This window comes from uncultured Arenimonas sp., from assembly GCF_963976025.1.
Taxonomy (GTDB): Bacteria; Pseudomonadota; Gammaproteobacteria; order Xanthomonadales; family Xanthomonadaceae; genus Arenimonas.
Genome location: NZ_CAXBJS010000002.1, coordinates 1 through 16468 on the forward strand (window position 1 = coordinate 1; position 16468 = coordinate 16468).

Annotated in this window: 19 protein-coding genes; 12 read left to right on the forward strand and 7 right to left on the reverse strand. The window is 69.0% G+C overall.

Annotated elements, in window-relative coordinates; all coding sequences use genetic code 11:
- Positions 1-112: 112 nt before the first annotated feature.
- The 9 genes from rsmD (at position 113) to AACZ35_RS00250 (ending at position 6983) form a co-directional block, all read left to right on the forward strand.
- Positions 113-685, forward strand: coding sequence for a 16S rRNA (guanine(966)-N(2))-methyltransferase RsmD (gene rsmD / locus AACZ35_RS00210; protein WP_339824583.1), 573 nt, complete (start codon positions 113-115; stop codon positions 683-685).
- Positions 686-727: 42 nt separating this feature from the next.
- A complete protein-coding gene (coaD, locus tag AACZ35_RS00215; RefSeq protein ID WP_339824586.1) occupies positions 728-1228 on the forward strand; it encodes a pantetheine-phosphate adenylyltransferase in 501 nt (166 codons plus the stop codon).
- A gap of 25 nt (positions 1229-1253) precedes the next feature.
- Positions 1254-1757, forward strand: a complete 504-nt coding sequence (locus AACZ35_RS00220; RefSeq protein ID WP_339824588.1) for a hypothetical protein — start codon at positions 1254-1256, stop codon at positions 1755-1757.
- Positions 1758-1824: 67 nt separating this feature from the next.
- Positions 1825-2085, forward strand: coding sequence for a YfhL family 4Fe-4S dicluster ferredoxin (locus AACZ35_RS00225; protein ID WP_188660724.1), 261 nt, complete (start codon positions 1825-1827; stop codon positions 2083-2085).
- Positions 2082-3782, forward strand: a complete 1701-nt coding sequence (gene ggt / locus AACZ35_RS00230; RefSeq protein ID WP_339824594.1) for a gamma-glutamyltransferase — start codon at positions 2082-2084, stop codon at positions 3780-3782. Before AACZ35_RS00225 ends, ggt begins: the two co-directional genes overlap by 4 nt.
- 9 nt (positions 3783-3791) lie before the next feature.
- Complete coding sequence (locus AACZ35_RS00235; protein ID WP_339824596.1) at positions 3792-4682, forward strand: MBL fold metallo-hydrolase; 891 nt, start codon at positions 3792-3794, stop codon at positions 4680-4682.
- A 10-nt stretch (positions 4683-4692) separates the two neighbouring features.
- Positions 4693-5109 carry a DUF4920 domain-containing protein gene (locus AACZ35_RS00240; protein ID WP_339824598.1) on the forward strand — a complete coding sequence of 139 codons (417 nt, stop codon included), beginning with the start codon at positions 4693-4695 and terminating at the stop codon, positions 5107-5109.
- A gap of 61 nt (positions 5110-5170) precedes the next feature.
- Positions 5171-6577, forward strand: a complete 1407-nt coding sequence (locus tag AACZ35_RS00245; RefSeq protein WP_339824600.1) for an alkaline phosphatase PhoX — start codon at positions 5171-5173, stop codon at positions 6575-6577.
- Between the two features lie 10 nt (positions 6578-6587).
- Complete coding sequence (locus tag AACZ35_RS00250; RefSeq protein ID WP_339824602.1) at positions 6588-6983, forward strand: MAPEG family protein; 396 nt, start codon at positions 6588-6590, stop codon at positions 6981-6983.
- On the opposite strand, the gene AACZ35_RS00255 is transcribed toward AACZ35_RS00250, so the two are convergent.
- The 4 genes from AACZ35_RS00255 to AACZ35_RS00270 are packed head-to-tail and all read right to left on the reverse strand — an operon-like array spanning position 6980 to position 10619.
- Entirely contained in the window at positions 6980-7300 is a 321-nt protein-coding gene (locus tag AACZ35_RS00255) for an EF-hand domain-containing protein (RefSeq protein ID WP_339824604.1), read from the reverse strand. The two genes, AACZ35_RS00250 and AACZ35_RS00255, sit on opposite strands and share 4 nt — an antisense overlap.
- A complete protein-coding gene (gene rlmM / locus AACZ35_RS00260) occupies positions 7290-8336 on the reverse strand; it encodes a 23S rRNA (cytidine(2498)-2'-O)-methyltransferase RlmM (protein WP_339824606.1) in 1047 nt (348 codons plus the stop codon). Before rlmM ends, AACZ35_RS00255 begins: the two co-directional genes overlap by 11 nt.
- Positions 8326-8880 carry a nucleoside deaminase gene (locus AACZ35_RS00265; RefSeq protein ID WP_339824608.1) on the reverse strand — a complete coding sequence of 185 codons (555 nt, stop codon included), beginning with the start codon at positions 8878-8880 and terminating at the stop codon, positions 8326-8328. The genes rlmM and AACZ35_RS00265 overlap by 11 nt, the downstream gene beginning before the upstream one ends.
- The gene (locus AACZ35_RS00270; protein ID WP_339824610.1) at positions 8877-10619 is read right to left on the reverse strand and encodes a glutamine--tRNA ligase/YqeY domain fusion protein; all 1743 of its coding nucleotides are present in this window, start codon (positions 10617-10619) and stop codon (positions 8877-8879) included. The genes AACZ35_RS00265 and AACZ35_RS00270 overlap by 4 nt, the downstream gene beginning before the upstream one ends.
- Before the next feature lie 135 nt (positions 10620-10754).
- Here AACZ35_RS00270 and AACZ35_RS00275 point away from each other — a divergent pair, with 135 nt between their 5' ends.
- Positions 10755-12944, forward strand: coding sequence for a diguanylate cyclase (locus AACZ35_RS00275; protein ID WP_339824613.1), 2190 nt, complete (start codon positions 10755-10757; stop codon positions 12942-12944).
- 6 nt (positions 12945-12950) lie between these two features.
- Entirely contained in the window at positions 12951-13598 is a 648-nt protein-coding gene (locus tag AACZ35_RS00280; RefSeq protein ID WP_339824615.1) for a glutathione S-transferase family protein, read from the forward strand.
- A 15-nt stretch (positions 13599-13613) separates the two neighbouring features.
- Here the strand turns inward: AACZ35_RS00280 and AACZ35_RS00285 are convergent, their stop codons facing one another.
- The 3 genes from AACZ35_RS00285 to AACZ35_RS00295 form a co-directional block, all read right to left on the reverse strand.
- A complete protein-coding gene (locus AACZ35_RS00285; RefSeq protein ID WP_339824618.1) occupies positions 13614-14249 on the reverse strand; it encodes a hypothetical protein in 636 nt (211 codons plus the stop codon).
- A gap of 18 nt (positions 14250-14267) precedes the next feature.
- Complete coding sequence (rnk, locus tag AACZ35_RS00290; RefSeq protein ID WP_339824620.1) at positions 14268-14681, reverse strand: nucleoside diphosphate kinase regulator; 414 nt, start codon at positions 14679-14681, stop codon at positions 14268-14270.
- A 93-nt stretch (positions 14682-14774) separates the two neighbouring features.
- Complete coding sequence (locus tag AACZ35_RS00295) at positions 14775-15716, reverse strand: LysR substrate-binding domain-containing protein (RefSeq protein ID WP_339824624.1); 942 nt, start codon at positions 15714-15716, stop codon at positions 14775-14777.
- Positions 15717-15896: 180 nt separating this feature from the next.
- Here AACZ35_RS00295 and ahpC point away from each other — a divergent pair, with 180 nt between their 5' ends.
- Entirely contained in the window at positions 15897-16460 is a 564-nt protein-coding gene (gene ahpC, locus AACZ35_RS00300) for an alkyl hydroperoxide reductase subunit C (protein WP_339824626.1), read from the forward strand.
- Positions 16461-16468 lie beyond the last annotated feature (8 nt).

Genomic DNA, 16468 nt, shown 5'->3' on the forward strand with positions numbered 1-16468 from the left:
CGGGTTTGGCCGGCTCGGGGGTCTTCTCGGGCTTTTTCTTCAGGAAATCGAACATCGCGCTGCTTTCGCGGACAATGGCCGGAATGTTACCACCCGGCCCCCTGCCTCCCCGATGAACCAGCGACCCAACAACGGCCCCCCGGGCAGCGTCCGCATCATTGCCGGCCACCTGCGCGGCTCGAAGCTGCCGGTGCCCGACCGCCCCGGCCTGCGGCCAAGCTCGGACCGGGTGCGCGAGACCCTGTTCAACTGGCTCCAGCCGCACCTGCACGGTGCCCGGGTGCTGGACCTGTTCGCCGGCACCGGTGCGCTGGGCTTCGAGGCGGTGTCCCGCGGGGCCGCCGAGGTGCTGCTGGTCGAACGCGACCCCGAACTGGCCCGGTCGCTGCGCGAACAGGCCACGCGCCTGAAGGTGGACCAGGTGAAAGTGCTGGCCGAAGACGCCCTGTCCTGGCTGGGCCGCAGCCCGGGCCAGGCCTTCGACCTGGTCTTCCTGGACCCGCCCTTCGCGGCCGGACTGTGGGAGCCGGCGGCCGCGGCCCTGGCGCCGTGGCTGGCGCCGGGGGCGCTTATCTACGTCGAATGTCCGCGCAACGTGGTGCCTACGCTTCCCAAGGGCTGGACCCTGCACCGCGAAGGCCATACGCGGGACGTGCACTTCGCGCTCCATCGCGCCGGAGGCTGATACACTTCGGACGTATCCACACCCGCAGGGCGACTGATCGGCATGAGCCAGGCCCGAACCCGCGTCGCGGTTTATCCCGGCACGTTCGATCCCATCACCAACGGACACATCGACCTGGTCGCCCGCGCGGCCCCGTTGTTCGACAAGGTGGTGGTGGGCATCGCCGAAAGTCCCGGCAAGAGCCCCGCCTTGCCCCTGGCCCAGCGGGTCGAGCTGGCCCGCATCGCCCTGGCTGGCCACGACAACGTCGAAGTCGTCGGTTTCCACTCCCTGCTGGCCCACTTCGTGCACGAGATCGGCGCCGGCGTCCTGCTGCGCGGCCTGCGCGCGGTGTCGGACTTCGAATACGAATTCCAGATGGCCAGCATGAACCGCCACCTGATCCCGGACGTCGAGACCCTGTTCCTGACCCCGGCCGAACAACACAGCTTCATTTCTTCCAGCCTGGTGCGCGAGGTTGCGCGTCTCGGCGGCGATGTTTCCGGGTTCGTGCACCCGGCCGTCGCGACCGCCCTGGCCGCCCGGTGGAAGCAGCCGAAGTAACACAATCCACACAAGAGGTATTGCCATGACCCGTGCTCTGATTCCCGTCGCCCTGATGCTCTCGGCCCTGGTGCTTTCGGGCTGCAAGAAGGAAGAGGAAGTCGCCGCCGCGCCGGTTGAACTCACCGCCCCGGCCAGCACCGACGACGCCGAATGGAAGGCTTACCTGGGCCAGGTCATCGGCCGCAACCAGGAAGGCGTGACCGACCGCGTGTTCTCGTACTACCTGCCGGTGGGCAGCGACGTCCCGGCCGAAGGCGACCAGGACGGCAAGACCATGTTCGACCGCCAGCTCGAGAACGTCACCATGGTCGTGCAGCGCACCGTGCTGCCCGGCAACATGCTGGCCTTCGGTTCTCCCGACAGCACCAAGATCGCCGACCTGGTGGTCATGTCCTTCACCGACGCCGACCCCAGCGCCCTGGCGGGTTCGCAGGTGCTGTTCATCGGCAAGACCGAAGACCGCGAGCGCGTGAAGGCCGCTGTCGAAGCCGCCGGCGCCAAGTTCGTGTTCGTCGAGGCCAAATAAGCCTCGTCTTGTCCGCGCGGGCCCGCCGCTTGCCGGCGGGCCCCGGGCATCCGACGGGACGACCCCCATGTCCCTGCTCATCAGCGATATCTGCATCAACTGCGACGTCTGTGCGCCGGCCTGTCCGAACACGGCGATCTCGCAGGGCGAGGTGATCTACGAGATCAACCCGGCCCTGTGCACCGAATGCGTGGGCCACTTCGACGAACCCCAGTGCGTGGTCGTCTGCCCGGTCGAGTGCATCGACCTCGACCCCGGGCATCCTGAAACCCGGGAACAGCTGCTGGGCAAATACCATGCCCTGACGAAAGGAAAGTCCGCCGCATGATCCGTTTCCTGCTGCCCCTGCTGCTGGCGCTTTCGCCGCCGGCCCTGGCCGATACCGCCAAGTCTCCGGCAACGCCGGCCGAAGCCGGCATCGCCAGCGCCAACACCTACGCCACCGACGCCGGCATGGAAGTGCTGGCCAAGGGCGGCAACGCCTTCGACGCGGCGATCGCGGTCAGCGCCACGCTGGGCCTGGTGGAGCCGGAAAGTTCGGGCCTGGGCGGCGGCGGTTTCATGCTGCTGCGTGTCGCCGGTGAGAACCGCGACGTGTTCATCGATGCCCGCGAGCGCGCGCCGCTGGCCGCGACACGCGACATGTTCCTGGACGCGGAAGGCAAGGCCAACCGCGACCTGTCGGTCAACGGTGCACTGGCAGCGGGCATTCCCGGCCTGCCCGCGGGCCTGGACCACCTGGCGAAAAAATACGGCCGGCTGCCGCTGTCGCAGTCGCTGGCGCCGGCCATCCGCCTGGCTCGCGAAGGCTGGCGCTTCGGGCCGAAGAACTCGGCGTTCCTGGGCTATCGCCGCGACGTGATCGCGCGCAGCCCGGCGGCCAGCAAACTCTTCCTGCGCGAAGGCAAGGTGCCGGAAGAGGGCACGCTGATGCGCAATGAAGACTATGCGCGCACGCTCGAACGACTGGCCGCACAGGGCGCCGATGGTTTCTACCGCGGCGACTTCGCCCGCAGGCTTGTCCGCGGCGTACGCGACGCCGGCGGCATCTGGACCGAACGCGACCTGGCCCAATACGCCGTGGTCGAACGCGAACCGCTGCGCATCCGGCACCGCGGTTTCGACATCATCACCGCGCCGCCGCCGTCGTCGGGCGGCGTGGCGCTGGCCACCATGCTCAAGGTGCTGGAAGGTTACGACTACCCGCGCCTGGGCAAGACCGAACGCAGTCATCTTTTCATCGAAGCCATGCGCCGCGCCTACCGCGACCGCGCGCTGTACCTGGGCGACCCCGACTTCGTGCAGGCGCCGGTGGACATGCTGGTTTCCGACGCCTACGCCGCCGGCCTGCGTGCGTCCATCCACCCGGCCAGGGCCACGCCCAGCGACCTGCTGCCGGGCGTCGATGCGCAGCCGCTGCGCCCGGACACCAGCCACTTCTCGGTCATCGACACGCAAGGCAACCTGGTCGCCGTCACCCAGACGGTGAACCTGCCCTACGGCAATGCGCTGGTGGTGCCGGGCACCGGTTTCCTGCTCAACAATGAAATGGACGACTTTTCGGTCAAGCCGGGCGTGCCCAATGCCTTCGGCCTGGTCGGCGACGACGCCAATGCCATCGCGCCGGGCAAGCGCCCGCTGTCGTCGATGACGCCCAGCTTCCTGGTCGGCCCCGAACGCACCGCCGTGATCGGCACGCCGGGCGGCAGCCGAATCATCACCATGGTGCTGCTGGGCCTGGTCGAGCTGATGCAGGGCGAGGGCGCCCAGGCCACCGCCGCGGCGCCGCGTTTCCACCACCAGTACCTGCCCGACGTGGTGCTGGCCGAAGCCGATGCCTTCGCCCCGGCGGAAATCGCCGCGCTCGAGGCCATGGGCCACGATGTGCAAACCGCCGAACGCACCTGGGGCAACATGCAGGTGGTTTTGTGGAATCATCAGAATGGTGAGGTCGAGGCCGGCACCGACCCGCGCTGGAAAGGCGTCGGCAAGGGCTCGTCCACCGAAGCCTCGGTCTACCGCTAGGAAGCCGCCATGAAACTCTGGTCCATCCTTGGAAACTCGCAGCGCCTGGACGGCGGCGCCATGTTCGGCAACGCGCCGCGCGCCATGTGGCAGAAGTGGTCGCCGCCCGACGAACTCAACCGCATCGAACTGGCCTGCCGCGCGCTGCTGGCGACGCCGGTGAACGGCAAGACGGTGCTGTTCGAAGCCGGCATCGGTGCCTTCTTCGAGCCGAAGCTGCGCGAGCGTTACGGCGTGGTGGAAGAGCGGCACGTGCTGCTCGACTCCCTGGCCGAAGCTGGTTTTTCCCACGAGGACATCGACGTGGTGGTGCTCAGCCACCTGCACTTCGACCACGCCGGCGGCCTGCTGGCGGCCTGGGAGGAGGGAAAGCCGGCGCGGCTGCTGTTCCCCAATGCCCGCTTCGTGGTCGGCGGCGAACACTGGCGCCGCGCGCGCGACCCGCACCCGCGCGACCGCGCCAGCTTCATCCCCGAACTGATGGACCTGCTTGAAGCCAGCGGCCGGCTCGACCTGGTCGAAGGCGACCGCTGCAAGGCCCTGGGCGACACCGTGCGTTTCCACTTCAGCGAAGGCCACACGCCCGGCCTGATGCTGGCCGAACTGTGCGGCCACGACGGCGACGACGGCCGGCCGCGCGGCGGCCTGGTCTTCTGCGCCGACCTGATTCCGGGGCGGCCCTGGGTGCACGTGCCCATCACGATGGGCTACGACCGGTTCCCGGAAATGCTCATTGATGAAAAGCGCGCCTTCCTGGAGGACAAGCTTCAACGCAACGTGCACCTGTATTTCACCCACGATCCCGGCTGCGCGCTGGCGCAGGTCACCCGGGATGAAAAGGGCAAGTTCGGCACCACCCACGAGGTGCCCGCCCTGCATGCCCGCCAACTCGCCGCCTGAGGACCTGCCGATGAACCGACTGCTGTTGCCGCTGCTGATGTGCCTGTCCCCGGTCGCCCTGGCCGCCGATTACGGCGAACCGATGCCCGAGGGCGAAGCGACCGCCATTGCCGATGCCGCCGCCAATCCGCAGGCCTACGAAGGCAAGCCGGGCAAGTTCACCGGCCGCATCACCGAGGTCTGCCAGAAGAAGGGCTGCTGGGTGGTGATGGAGCAGGACGGCCACAACGCCCGCGTGATGGCCAAGGACCACGGCTTCGAAGTGCCCAAAGACGCAAGCGGCCCGGCCGTGGCCTACGGCGTGCTGCAGGTCGAGCCGATCAGCGAGGAACACGCCCGGCACCTGGTCGAAGACGACGGCGCCAAAGCGCCGGCCAAGCAGGAACTGCGCATCGTCGCCACGGCCATCAGCCTGCCCGACGCGTAACTGTCATGCGGGACCCGCAGCATGGTGGGTCTCTTGAAAGGACCCACCCGCGGGAGCCACGTTGAACAACCACGATCAAACGCCGCGTTTCTCGCGGCGACGCATGTTGCAGGGAAGCCTGGGACTCGGCGTTGCGGCGCTGGGCCTGGGGCCGGTGGGTACGCTGCTGGCGAAGGCCGGCAGTGGCCTGGGTGTTTCGTCGGGTTACGGGCCGCTGGCGCCGGTGCGCGACCGCGCCACCGGGCTGGCACTGCTGCAGCTGCCGGCGGGGTTCGAATACATCAGCTTCGGCTGGGCCGGCGAAGAAATCGCGCCCGGCCAGGCCTGCCCCGGCAAACACGACGGCATGGGCGTGGTCGGGGCCGAGGGCGACATCGTCACCCTGGTGCGCAACCACGAACTGACCAGCGAACCTGGCGGCAGCTTCGCGCCCGCCTCGGCCACCTACAACCCGGACGTGCGCGGCGGCACTGTCACCCTGCGCTTCGACACCGCGCGCGGCCAGTTCGTGGACGCGATGCCGTCGCTGTCGGGCACGCTGGTGAACTGCGCCGGCGGCGTCACGCCCTGGGGCAGCTGGCTGTCGTGCGAGGAAATCGTGCTCGACGCCGGCCAGAAGGTGCGCGTCAGCAAGGACTACGTGCACGAGATGACGCACAGCCACGGCTTCATCTTCGAAGTGCCGGGCAAGGGCCTTTCAAGGGCCGAACCGCTGCTGGCCATGGGCCAGATGAAACACGAAGCCGCCGCGGTCGATCCGCGCGACGGCATCGTTTACCTCACCGAAGACCACAAGCCCTACGCCGGCTTCTACCGCTTCATTCCCCGCGCGCCCGGCGAACTGCATCGCGGCGGCCGCCTGCAGATGCTGCGCGCCGAAGGCGCCCCGGACCTGCGCACCGGCTGCCGGGTCGGTGACGTGATGAAGGTGCGCTGGGTCGACATCGACGAACCCACCAAGGGCACCGACAGCGACGGCGGCCCGGGCGGCCTGGTGCGCCAGGGCCTGGCCAACGGCGGCACGGCCTTCATCCGGCTCGAGGGCGTGATCGTCGAGCAGGGCCGGGTCTTTTTCATCTCCACCAGCGGCGGCGACGCCGGCTGTGGCCAGATGTGGGCCTACCGCCCGGACGAAGGCCTGCTGGAGCTGGTGTTCGAATCGCCCTCGCGCGACGTGCTGGACTACCCCGACAACATCGTCGCCAGTCCGCGCGGTGGCCTGGTGATCTGCGAAGACTCCGACCAGCCGGTGCAGCGCCTTTATGGCCTGGACCGTGCCGGCGGCCTGTTCGAGTTCTGCCGCAGCAACGTGGTGCTGGACGGCCACCGGGGCTTCAGCGGAGACTTCCGGAACGAGGAATGGGCGGGTGCCTGTTTTTCCCCGGACGGCCGCTGGCTGTTCGCCAACGTTTACGAGCCTGGCTTCACGGTCGCCATCACCGGCCCCTGGAGGCCCGGCCTGATCTGAGGAGCGAGCCATGATCACCCTGCTTTATGCCGCGCTGTGCACCCTGCTGGTGCTGGGCCTTGCCATCCGCGTGATGCTGGCCCGCGGCCGCCTGAAGGTGGGCCTGGGCGACGGCGGGCACGGCGAACTCAACCGGCGCGTGCGCGCCCACTCCAATGCGGTCGAATACGTGCCGCTGGCGCTGATCCTGCTCGGCGGCATGGAATTGAACGGTTACCCGGACTGGCTGGTGCACGTCTTCGGCGCCACGCTGGTGATCGCGCGCGCACTGCACGCCTGGGGCCTGGCGGTCAGCGAAGGCCGCAGCACCGGCCGTTTCTGGGGCACGCTGCTGACGCTGCTGCTGATGGTCGCGATGTGCGTGATGGCGATCGTCGGATTCGCGGCCGGTTATTCCGCCTACTAGCGGCGCGGCGGCGCCAGCAGCTCCTGGCGGCTCAGGTAACCGTCGCCGTTGGCGTCCTGCCGGCGGAACTGGGCGCCAAAGCGCGCCTCGTGCTGTTCAAGGGTGATGCGCGGGGCGTCGGGCACGTGCTGTTCGTGCGGCTCGAGCACGCCGTTGCCGTCCACGTCCATCTGCCGGAAGGCAAAGCCCATGCGTTCGAGGAATTCTTCCAGCGAAACCCGGCCGTCGCCGTCGAGGTCGACGCGCTGGAAATAATCGTCGGCCTGCCCGAACGCGGGCGCGGCCAGCAACAGCAGCGCCAGCAGGCTAGCCCGCATAGACCGTGATTTCCTCGCGGTCGTGGTAGAGCTGCTTGGCGCGGATGGTCAGCGGCCGGCCGGCCTTGTCGACGAAGTGCTGCAGGCAGTCGCGGGTTTCATCCCAGCGCTTTTTCATCGGCAGCTTGAGGTTGAAGATCGAGCGCTTGCACCAGCCTTCGCGGAACCAGGTGCCCATGCGGTCGGCCACCTTCGCCGGCGACTCCACCATGTCGCAGACCATCCAGTCCAGCGGCTTGGGCGGCTGCCAGCGGAAACCGTCGGCGCGGATGTGTTCGATGATGCCGGTGTCCATGGCGCTGTCGGCCATCGGGCCGTTGTCGATCGCGGCCACACGGATGTGCCGGCGCGCCAGCACCCAGCTCCAGCCGCCGGGCGCGGCGCCCAGGTCGGCGGCGCTCATGCCCGGCTGCAGGAAGGCGTCGCGCTCCTTGTCGGTAAGCAGGCACATCAGCGCCTCTTCGAGCTTGAGCGAGGAACGACTGGGCGCATCGGCATGCGCGCGCAGGCGCGGCACGCCCAGCGGCCAGGGCGAGGCGTCCTTCGGGTCGGCGCTGGCCAGCAGGGCGTGGTTGCCGGCCAGCATCAGCACGTGCAGCCGCGGCAGGCGCGGGTCTTCCTTCTCGGTGACCAGGCCACGCTTGCGAAGCGCCGGGCGCAGGGCATTGCCCAGCGCGCGCGCCAGGCCGGAAAGCTGGCGGCCTTCGTCGGAATCGGTGTGTTCGACCCAGACGTCGCCGTGGCGGCCGCGGCCGCCCAGGGCTTCCATGATCGGGCCGACGCGGTCCTTGGGGTCCAGGTCCGGCAGGTCGGCCAGCAGGCGCAGCTTCTGGCGCGCGAAGATCAGCGTCGACCAGGGCAGGGCCGAAGCCAGCGCCGCGCCGTCCTCGATGCCCAGGAACTGCACGAAGCCGGTGTTGCGTTCGGCCTTGGCATAGCCGGGGAAACCGGCGAGCGCAGAGCGTTCGCTCAGTTCGGCCGCCAGTTCGGGTTCGAAACCGGGGCGGCAGTAGGCCAACAGGCCATCAGTAGACAAGTCCGGACTCCCCGTAATCACGCAAGATGTCGCGGGCATGGTCGCGCAGCAGGTCGGTGCTGACGCGGATGCCGCGTTTTTCAAGTTCGCCGCGCCAGTCGGCCGGCAGCGGACCTTCGTCGAAGCCGGCCAGGTCCTGCACGTCATCGGCGCGCGCGCCGATCAGCAGTTCATCGATGCCGGCCCAGACCACGGCGCCGTAACACATCGAACAGGGCTGGGCCGACGTGGCCAGGGTGATCGGGCCGCCGGACTGGTTGAGCCGGAAGCTCTGCAAACGCTGCTGGCTGGTCGCCAGCGCCATGATTTCGGCATGCGCCGCCGAGCAGTTGTGCGGAACCACGCGGTTGACGCCGACGCCGACCAGGCGCTCGCCGCTGAACACCGCCGCGCCGAACGGGCCGCCGCTGCGGTGGTCGACGTTGCGGCGCGAAAGCTGGATCGCCAGCGCCACCTTGTCCTGCGCCGAGGGATAGGCGCGCTGGGCGTCCACTTCCTCGTGGATCCAGGCCGGCAGGGTGAGGTGGAGCTGGGCGTAGATCATTTTTTCGCCCAGGTGTCGCGCAGGGTGACGGTGCGGTTGAACACCGGCCGGCCCGGCGCGTGGTCGCGGCGGTCGGCGGTGAAAAAGCCAAGGCGTTCGAACTGCACGCCGGCTTCGGCCGGCAGCTGCGCCGCCGAGGGTTCGACGTAGGCCTGCACCACCTTCACCGATTCCGGATTGAGGTGGTCGCGGTAGGTCTTGCCGTCTTCGTCGCGGTCCGGGTCGGGTACGTTGAACAGGCGGTCGTACAGGCGCACTTCGGCCGGCACCGCGTGCGCGGCGCTGACCCAGTGGATGGTGCCCTTGACCTTGCGGTCGGCGCCTTCCATGCCGGTGCGCGTCAGCGGGTCGAGCGTGCAGCGCAGTTCGGTGATGTCGTCGCCGGACTTGATGACTTCCTCGCAGCGAACGATGCCGACGCCGCGCAGGCGCACCTCGCCGCCGGGCACAAGGCGGTGGAAACCCTTGGGCGGTACTTCCGCGAAGTCCTCGCGCTCGATCCACAGTTCGCGCGAGAACGGCACCTCGCGGTCGCCGAAGGAAACGTCCTTCGGGTGGTTCGGGAAACGCAGGGTTTCGGCGTGGTCTTCGGGCAGATTGGTGAGCACCAGCTTCACCGGGTTGATGACGGCCAGGCGGCGCGGCGCGGCCGCGTCCATCACTTCGCGGATGCAGCCTTCGAGCACGGAAAAATCAATGAGCGAGTTCTGCTTGCTGATGCCCACGCGGTCGGAGAACAGGCGCAGCGCTGCCGGCGGCGTGCCGCGGCGGCGCAGGCCCTGCAGGGTAGGCATGCGCGGGTCGTCCCAGCCGGCCACCAGGCCGTCCTGCACCAGCGCCAGCAGCTTGCGCTTGCTCATCACGGTGAAGTTGATGTTCAGGCGCGAGAACTCGATCTGGCGCGGCTTGGCGGCGGGCACGGAAAAGCCGGCGTCCACCAGCGGCTGGTACAGGGCCGGGTCGCCGGCCAGGTCGACCTTGTCCACGAACCAGTCGTACAGCGGCCGGTGGTCTTCGAACTCCAGCGTGCACAGCGAATGCGTGATGCCCTCGAGCGCGTCCGACAGGCAGTGCGCGTAGTCGTACATCGGGTAGATCGGCCAGGCGTCGCCGGTGTTCTGGTGGGCCACCTTCTTGATGCGGTAGATGGCCGGGTCGCGCAGGTTGATGTTGCCGCTGGCCATGTCGATCTTCGCGCGCAGGGTGCGGCTGCCGTCGGCGAACTCGCCCGCGCGCATGCGCCGGAACAGGTCGAGGTTTTCGTCGATGCTGCGATCGCGGAAGGGCGAATTGCGGCCAGGTTCGGTCAGGGTGCCGCGGTATTCGCGCACCTGCTCGGCGTTGAGGTCGCAGACGTAGGCCAGGCCCTGTTCGACCAGCTTGATGGCGCCGCGGTAGAAGACCTCGAAATAATCCGAGGCGTGGCGCAGCTCGGCCCATTCAAAACCGAGCCAGCGCACGTCTTCCTTGATCGCCTCGACGTACTCGGGGTCTTCCTTGGCCGGATTGGTGTCGTCGAAGCGCAGGTTCACCAGGCCGCCGAACTCGCGGCCGATGCCGAAGTTCAGGCAGATCGACTTGGCGTGGCCGATGTGCAGGTAGCCGTTGGGCTCGGGCGGGAAGCGCGTGCGCACGGCCGCGTGCTTGCCGCTGGCCAGGTCCTCGCGGACGATCTGGCGGATGAAGTCGTTCTTTTCCGGCGCCGCGGCGGCGTCGGTGGGGGCGGGGGTCAGGGTCATGCGTCCGGAAACAGCGTGGAAAGGCGTCTAGTCTAACGGCTTGGCCGCATTCCGCGGCCTTTCCTGCGCCCCGGCCCGGGCTCGGGCTAGAATCGCCGGGCAGGGGGCTGCAACCACGTGTAGGGGAGACGGCGCTTGCGACATGCATGGGCCCTGACTAGCTTCACCGCCGCCGCCTTGCTGGCCGCCGCGGTCCTGTTGGCTTCCGGCGTCCGCGCCCAGGCGCCGCAGCCGGCGCTGGACCTGGCGGTCATGGAGACACCGGCCGGCACGACCCTCGACGACATCCTCACCGGCCGGGCCCAGCCCGGCTTCACGCCCGTGCTGACCCCGGGCTTCCCCTTCACCGCCCGCGAGGAGCGCACGCTCTGGGTGCGCATCCGCACCGACCTGCCGGCCGGCGAGTACGACTGGCGCCTGGGCGTGGTCCGGGTGCCGCTTGAGCGCCTGCGCCTGCGCGTGCACCCGCCCGGCGACGTGGTGGTCCGGGACAGTTTCTTCTCCCGCGGCGACGGCCAGCGGCCCTGGCCCAGCCATTTCGACCTGCCGCTGCCGGCGGGCCTGTCCGGCCCGACCGAGCTCTACCTGGAGCTCGAAGGCCGAGTGATGGGCGGCCTGCACGTCAGCCTACGCGACGCCGCCGTGGCCAGCGCGGAGGAGCAGGAGGCGCGGTTCTGGTTCCGCGTCGTATACGCCCTGCTGCTGGCGGTGGCGCTGCTGTCGCTGGTGCGCCACGCCGAAGACTCCCGCGCCGGCGCGCTGTCGGTGGGCGCGGCGGCCTTCTGTTCCTGGCTGGCCTGCCTGGGCATCAATGGCCACCTGTATTCGCTGCCCGAAGTGGCCCTGCTTTCGGGGCTGGGCGCGGTGGTGCCGCAGGCCCTGTTCCTGCTGGGCGCGGGGCCGGTGGTGCTGGCCACCCGGCACTACAGCGGGCTGGATAAATCGGCGCCGCAGCTGGTGGGCTGGATGCGCGCCCTGGGCTGGATCCTGGTGGTCGCGGCGCTGTTTGCGCTGACCCTGCCCAGCGACGCCAGCATCACCCTGCAGTGGGTGGCCTGGTTCAGCTATCCGGTGGCGCTGCTTGCCTGCGTGGTGATGCTGGTGCTCGACTCGCGCAGCTACCGCTGGGCGCCGCTGTTCACCCTGCTGGTGATGGGCGCGGCGGTGCTGCTGCGGGTGCTGGCCGACCACCAGGTGATCGAAGCGAACTGGTGGACGCTGTACGGCTGGCAGCTGGCGCTGGCGCTGGTGATGGCCCAGTACCTGGGCCTGCCCTGGACACGGGCGCGGCTGCAGCGCTGGGCCATGCGCAAGCGGGCCGAACCGCCGCCGCCCAGCGCCGAAGAAAAGATCGAGGCCGCGCGCGAGAAGCTGATGGCCAGCCTGCAGCACGGCCTGACCCATGCCGACGACGACGACGTGGCCTGGATCGCCTACCGGCGCCTGCTCGATGGCCTCAAGTCGGTGCTGGCCCAGGACAGCTCGGCCGTGGTCGGCGAACACGCCGACGGCGAAGAACTGCTGCAGGTCGAACCCAAGTCGGCCGAATCGCGCTACCGCAACCTGCTGCGCGAGCGCGCCACCCTGCTGCGCAACCTCAGCAAGCTCAAGGCCGCCCAGCAGGTCGGCTTCGACTTCGACGGGCCCGAAGGCCCGCTGGAGAAAGTGCAGCTGGCGGTCATCCCGCTGCCGATCCCCAAACCCGGCTGGGGCGCGCTGCTGGTCGAAAGGCCCGCCGACGTGAGCTACAGCGACGCCGAACTGGCGCTGTGCGCCGAGTTCGCGGCCATGGCCGTGGTCGCCGGCGAGGAAGCCTCGGGCACGGTCAGCGCCCAGCGCCAGGCGGAAACCGACCCGGCTACGGGCGTCTTCCGCGAGGAAGCCATCCGCGATCGCCTGCAGCAGCTGGTCGAGGCCGCCCGGCTGCGGCAGACGCCCTTCAGCCTGCTCTGGATCGAACTCGACCAGTTGCCCTCGCTGCGCGAAGCCGGCGGCGAAGTCGCCGTGGTGGCGGCCCTGCGCCCGGTGGCCGGCCTGCTGCAGAAGGAAATCAGCCACGGCGACCTCATCGGCCGCAGCGCCAGCGGCGGTTTCCTGGTGCTGGCGCCGGGCAAGAAGTTGCTGCAGGCGCGTGAATACGCCGAACGCCTGCGCGAGGCGGTGTCGCACATGGCGGTGGACCCGCGTATCGCGCCCACCCTGAGCATCAGCGTCGGCATCGCCCAGGCGGGCCCGGAAGAACGCAAGTCGGCCGACCTGGCCGACCGGGCAGCCAACGCCGCGCGGGTGGCCACGCGCAACGGCGGCGACCAGATCTTCAGCTGATTACCCATGACCACGACCCTTGTCATCGGCAACAAGAACTACTCGTCCTGGTCGCTGCGGCCCTGGCTGCTGCTGCGCCACGCCGGCGTGGCCTTCGAAGAAGTGCGGCTGCCGCTGGACACGCCGGAGTTCCATGCCCGCATCGGCGACTGGTCGCCGACCGGCCGCGTGCCGGTGCTGCACGACAATGGCCAGGTGGTCTGGGATTCCCTGGCCATCTGCGAATACGCCAACGAACGCTGGCTGCGCGGCAGCGGCTGGCCCGACGACCCGGGGCGCCGCGCGCTGGCGCGTTCGGTGGCCTGCGAAATGCACTCGGGATTTCCCGCGCTGCGGGCGCAGCTGCCGATGAACTGCCGGCGCGAGCCGCGCGAACCGCACTGGGACGAGGCCGCGCAGCGCGACATCGACCGGGTGGTGTCGCTGTGGGACGAACTGCGTGCCCAGGCCGGCGGCGGCGATTTCCTGTTCGGCCGCTTCGGCATCGCCGACGCGATGTACGCGCCGGTCTGCGTGCGCTTGCGCGGCTACGGCGTGCCGCTGGCCGGCGCCGCGGCCGATTATGTCGAGGCGATGTACGCGCTGCCGGCGATGTCGGAATGGCTGATGGCCGGGCGCGGTGAATCCGAAAGGGTGGCGCACGACGAGGCCTGAGCCCCGGCACTGCTTTCAGAACGACTCAAGCTCGCAGACGTAGATCAGCTCGCAGGCACCGTCGCCGCTGTCTTCGCGGGTGAGCGAACTGCGCCACTGCCAGCCGTCGTCGCTGCGGATCTCGACCAGCCAGCCCTGCAGGCGCACGGTCTGGTCTTCGCGCACGCGGTCGATGGCGTCGGCCACCTCGTCGTTGGCCGGCACCAGGTGCATGTTGGCGCTGGAGCGCACGATCTCGCGCTGCGGCAGCGGCGGCCCCTCCGCGCCCCAGCGGTAGCGATACCAGCGCCCGCCCTGGGAAATGTCCAGGCGCTTGTAGACCTCCGGGTCGGCCATGCGCTGCCAGCCCAGGGCCAGGTCGGTGGGCGACAGCGCTGCGTTGCGGTCGAAACGATAATCCTCGCGGCCCAGCACCCGCGCCTCGAGCGCAAAGGCCGCCAGCGGGCGCATGGTGTGTCCCTGGATGGTCACGACCGGCGCGTCGTCCACGCGAACCTGCAGGGGCTCGGCCAGGCCGGCCGGCGAGGCCATCTGCGGGCAGGCCAGCGCGCCGCCGGGGCCGGTGGCGGGCACGACGGACGGACCACGACCCGCGGCCCAGAACAGGGCCAGGGTGCCGACAACCAGACTTATCCAGAGCCAGCGCGGCATGGCGGCAGGGCGCTGCGGTCAGCGCGAAAGATCGCCCGAAGCTTCGGGCTGGTAGGCGATGGACGTGACCCGCAGGCGCAGTGAACGGCCACCCGGCGCGTTCCAGTCGATGCTCTGGCCCACCGACAGGCCCAGCAGGGCGGTGCCGACCGGCGCCAGTACCGAGATCCTGTGTTTGTCCACGTCGGCGTCGGGCGGATAGACCAGGGTCAGGCGATGGGTCTCGCCGCCGACTTCGTCCACGCAGGTGACTTCGGAGTTCATGGTGACGACGTCGGCGGGCATGTCGGCCGGCGCGACCACGTTGGCACGCTCGAGTTCGCTGCCCAGGGCGGCGGCAGCGGGCAGGGCGGCGACGGCGGGGGACTCGAGCAGGCGCTCGAGGCGGTCGAGGTCGCGGCTGGAAACGGTGATCGGCGGCGGCGTGGCCATGGTGGCTCCAAAAGCAAAAGGGGCGCCGCGTTGCACGCGCCGCCCGGGGTAATCAAACATGTCTGGCCACGATAGCCCCTGGCCCCGCGGGCTTCAAGGCTTGGCGGGGCGCTTCCCGGGCGGGTCGTCGGCGGGCAGGTCCAGCAGGCCGGCGGGCAGGTCGCGCAGCACCGCGGCCAGGTCGTGCAGGAAGGCCCCCATGGCCGAACTGCGCCGCCAGACCAGGGCCAGCCGGCGGCTCGGCGGCGGGTCGCGGAAAGACAGCAGGCGGATGTCTTCGGACGCCGGCACCGGTGGTTTCACCGCCAGCACCGGCAGCAGGGTGACGCCCACGCCGGCGGCGACCATCTGCCGCAGCGTTTCCAGGCTGGTGGCCCGGAATCCTTCCTTTTCGCCGGCGCCGGCCAGGCCGCAGACTTCCAGCGCATGGTCGCGCAGGCAGTGGCCTTCCTCGAGCAGCAGCAGGTGCTGGTCACCCAGTTCGCCCAGGCGCAGGTTGCGGCGGCCCGCCAGCGGATGGCCGTCGGGCACCGCCAGCATGAAGGGCTCTTCGAACAGGAATTCGGTTTCGGCCCATTCCTCGTTCACCGGCATTGCCAGCACCGCAGCGTCGAGCTTGCCCTCGCGCAGCATGTGCAGCACGACTTCGGTTTTTTCCTCGACCAGCAGCAGCTCCAGGCGCGGGAAACGCTTGCGGATGCGTGGCACCACGTGCGGCAGCAGGTAGGGGCCCAGGGTCGGGAACAGGCCCAGGCGCACGCTGCCGGCCTCGGGGTCGGCGGTGCGGCGGGCGGTTTCGCGCATCTGTTCGACCTCGGCCAGCACGCGGCGCGCGCGCATGGCGATGTCCTGGCCGGCGGCGGTCAGCATCACGTGCCGGGGCGCGCGTTCGACCAGGGAAACGCCGAGTTCTTCCTCGAGCTTCTTGACCTGGGTCGAGAGCGTGGGCTGGCTGACATGGCACGATTCCGCGGCCCGACCAAAATGCCGCAGGTCGGCCAGGGCAACCAGGTAACGCAGATCGCGGAGGTTCATGGCGATTGCTATAGCCTATGGAACTGCCGATGACAATCGTCGGAGCGTGAAGGCAAGGTGTCCGGATGATAGATAAAACCTATCAGTACGATAGGAACTATCACTTTCACATATCAATAGCTATTGCCTACCATAGCGCCAAGTTTCGATTCACCCTTCCTCAAACCAACAGGAGCTCACATGTCCTTGATCAACACCGAAATCCAGCCGTTCAAGGCCCAGGCCTTCCACGACGGCAAGTTCGTCGAAATCACCCAGGATTCCCTGAAGGGCAAGTGGTCGGTCATCGTCTTCATGCCGGCCGCCTTCACCTTCAACTGCCCGACCGAAGTCGAGGACGCGGCCGACAACTACGCCGAGTTCCAGAAGATGGGCGCCGAGGTCTACATCGTCACCACCGACACCCACTTCTCGCACAAGGTCTGGCACGAAACCTCGCCGGCCGTGGGCAAGGCGAAGTTCCCGCTGGTCGGCGACCCGACCCACCAGCTGACCCGCGCCTTCGGCGTGCACATCGACGAAGAGGGCCTGGCCCTGCGCGGCACCTTCATCATCAATCCCAAGGGCGTCATCAAGACCCTGGAGATCCATGACAACGCCATCGCGCGTGACATGAAGGAAACCGTGCGCAAGCTCAAGGCCGCCCAGTACGTCGCCGCCCATCCGGGCCAGGTGTGCCCGGCCAAGTGGAAGGAAGGCGAGAAGACCCTCGCCCCGTCGCTGGACCTGGTCGGCAAGATCTGAGTCCCGCT

Bases quoted from the DNA above. Each gene is read 5' to 3' on its own strand.
- rsmD (WP_339824583.1), top strand. From the start codon at position 113: ATGAACCAGCGACCCAACAACGGCCCCCCGGGCAGCGTCCGCATCATT.
- coaD (WP_339824586.1), top strand. From the start codon at position 728: ATGAGCCAGGCCCGAACCCGCGTCGCGGTTTATCCCGGCACGTTCGAT.
- AACZ35_RS00220 (WP_339824588.1), top strand. From the start codon at position 1,254: ATGACCCGTGCTCTGATTCCCGTCGCCCTGATGCTCTCGGCCCTGGTG.
- AACZ35_RS00225 (WP_188660724.1), top strand. From the start codon at position 1,825: ATGTCCCTGCTCATCAGCGATATCTGCATCAACTGCGACGTCTGTGCG.
- ggt (WP_339824594.1), top strand. From the start codon at position 2,082: ATGATCCGTTTCCTGCTGCCCCTGCTGCTGGCGCTTTCGCCGCCGGCC.
- AACZ35_RS00235 (WP_339824596.1), top strand. From the start codon at position 3,792: ATGAAACTCTGGTCCATCCTTGGAAACTCGCAGCGCCTGGACGGCGGC.
- AACZ35_RS00240 (WP_339824598.1), top strand. From the start codon at position 4,693: ATGAACCGACTGCTGTTGCCGCTGCTGATGTGCCTGTCCCCGGTCGCC.
- AACZ35_RS00250 (WP_339824602.1), top strand. From the start codon at position 6,588: ATGATCACCCTGCTTTATGCCGCGCTGTGCACCCTGCTGGTGCTGGGC.
- AACZ35_RS00255 (WP_339824604.1), bottom strand. From the start codon at position 7,300: ATGCGGGCTAGCCTGCTGGCGCTGCTGTTGCTGGCCGCGCCCGCGTTC.
- AACZ35_RS00265 (WP_339824608.1), bottom strand. From the start codon at position 8,880: ATGATCTACGCCCAGCTCCACCTCACCCTGCCGGCCTGGATCCACGAG.
- AACZ35_RS00270 (WP_339824610.1), bottom strand. From the start codon at position 10,619: ATGACCCTGACCCCCGCCCCCACCGACGCCGCCGCGGCGCCGGAAAAG.
- AACZ35_RS00280 (WP_339824615.1), top strand. From the start codon at position 12,951: ATGACCACGACCCTTGTCATCGGCAACAAGAACTACTCGTCCTGGTCG.
- AACZ35_RS00285 (WP_339824618.1), bottom strand. From the start codon at position 14,249: ATGCCGCGCTGGCTCTGGATAAGTCTGGTTGTCGGCACCCTGGCCCTG.
- rnk (WP_339824620.1), bottom strand. From the start codon at position 14,681: ATGGCCACGCCGCCGCCGATCACCGTTTCCAGCCGCGACCTCGACCGC.
- AACZ35_RS00295 (WP_339824624.1), bottom strand. From the start codon at position 15,716: ATGAACCTCCGCGATCTGCGTTACCTGGTTGCCCTGGCCGACCTGCGG.
- ahpC (WP_339824626.1), top strand. From the start codon at position 15,897: ATGTCCTTGATCAACACCGAAATCCAGCCGTTCAAGGCCCAGGCCTTC.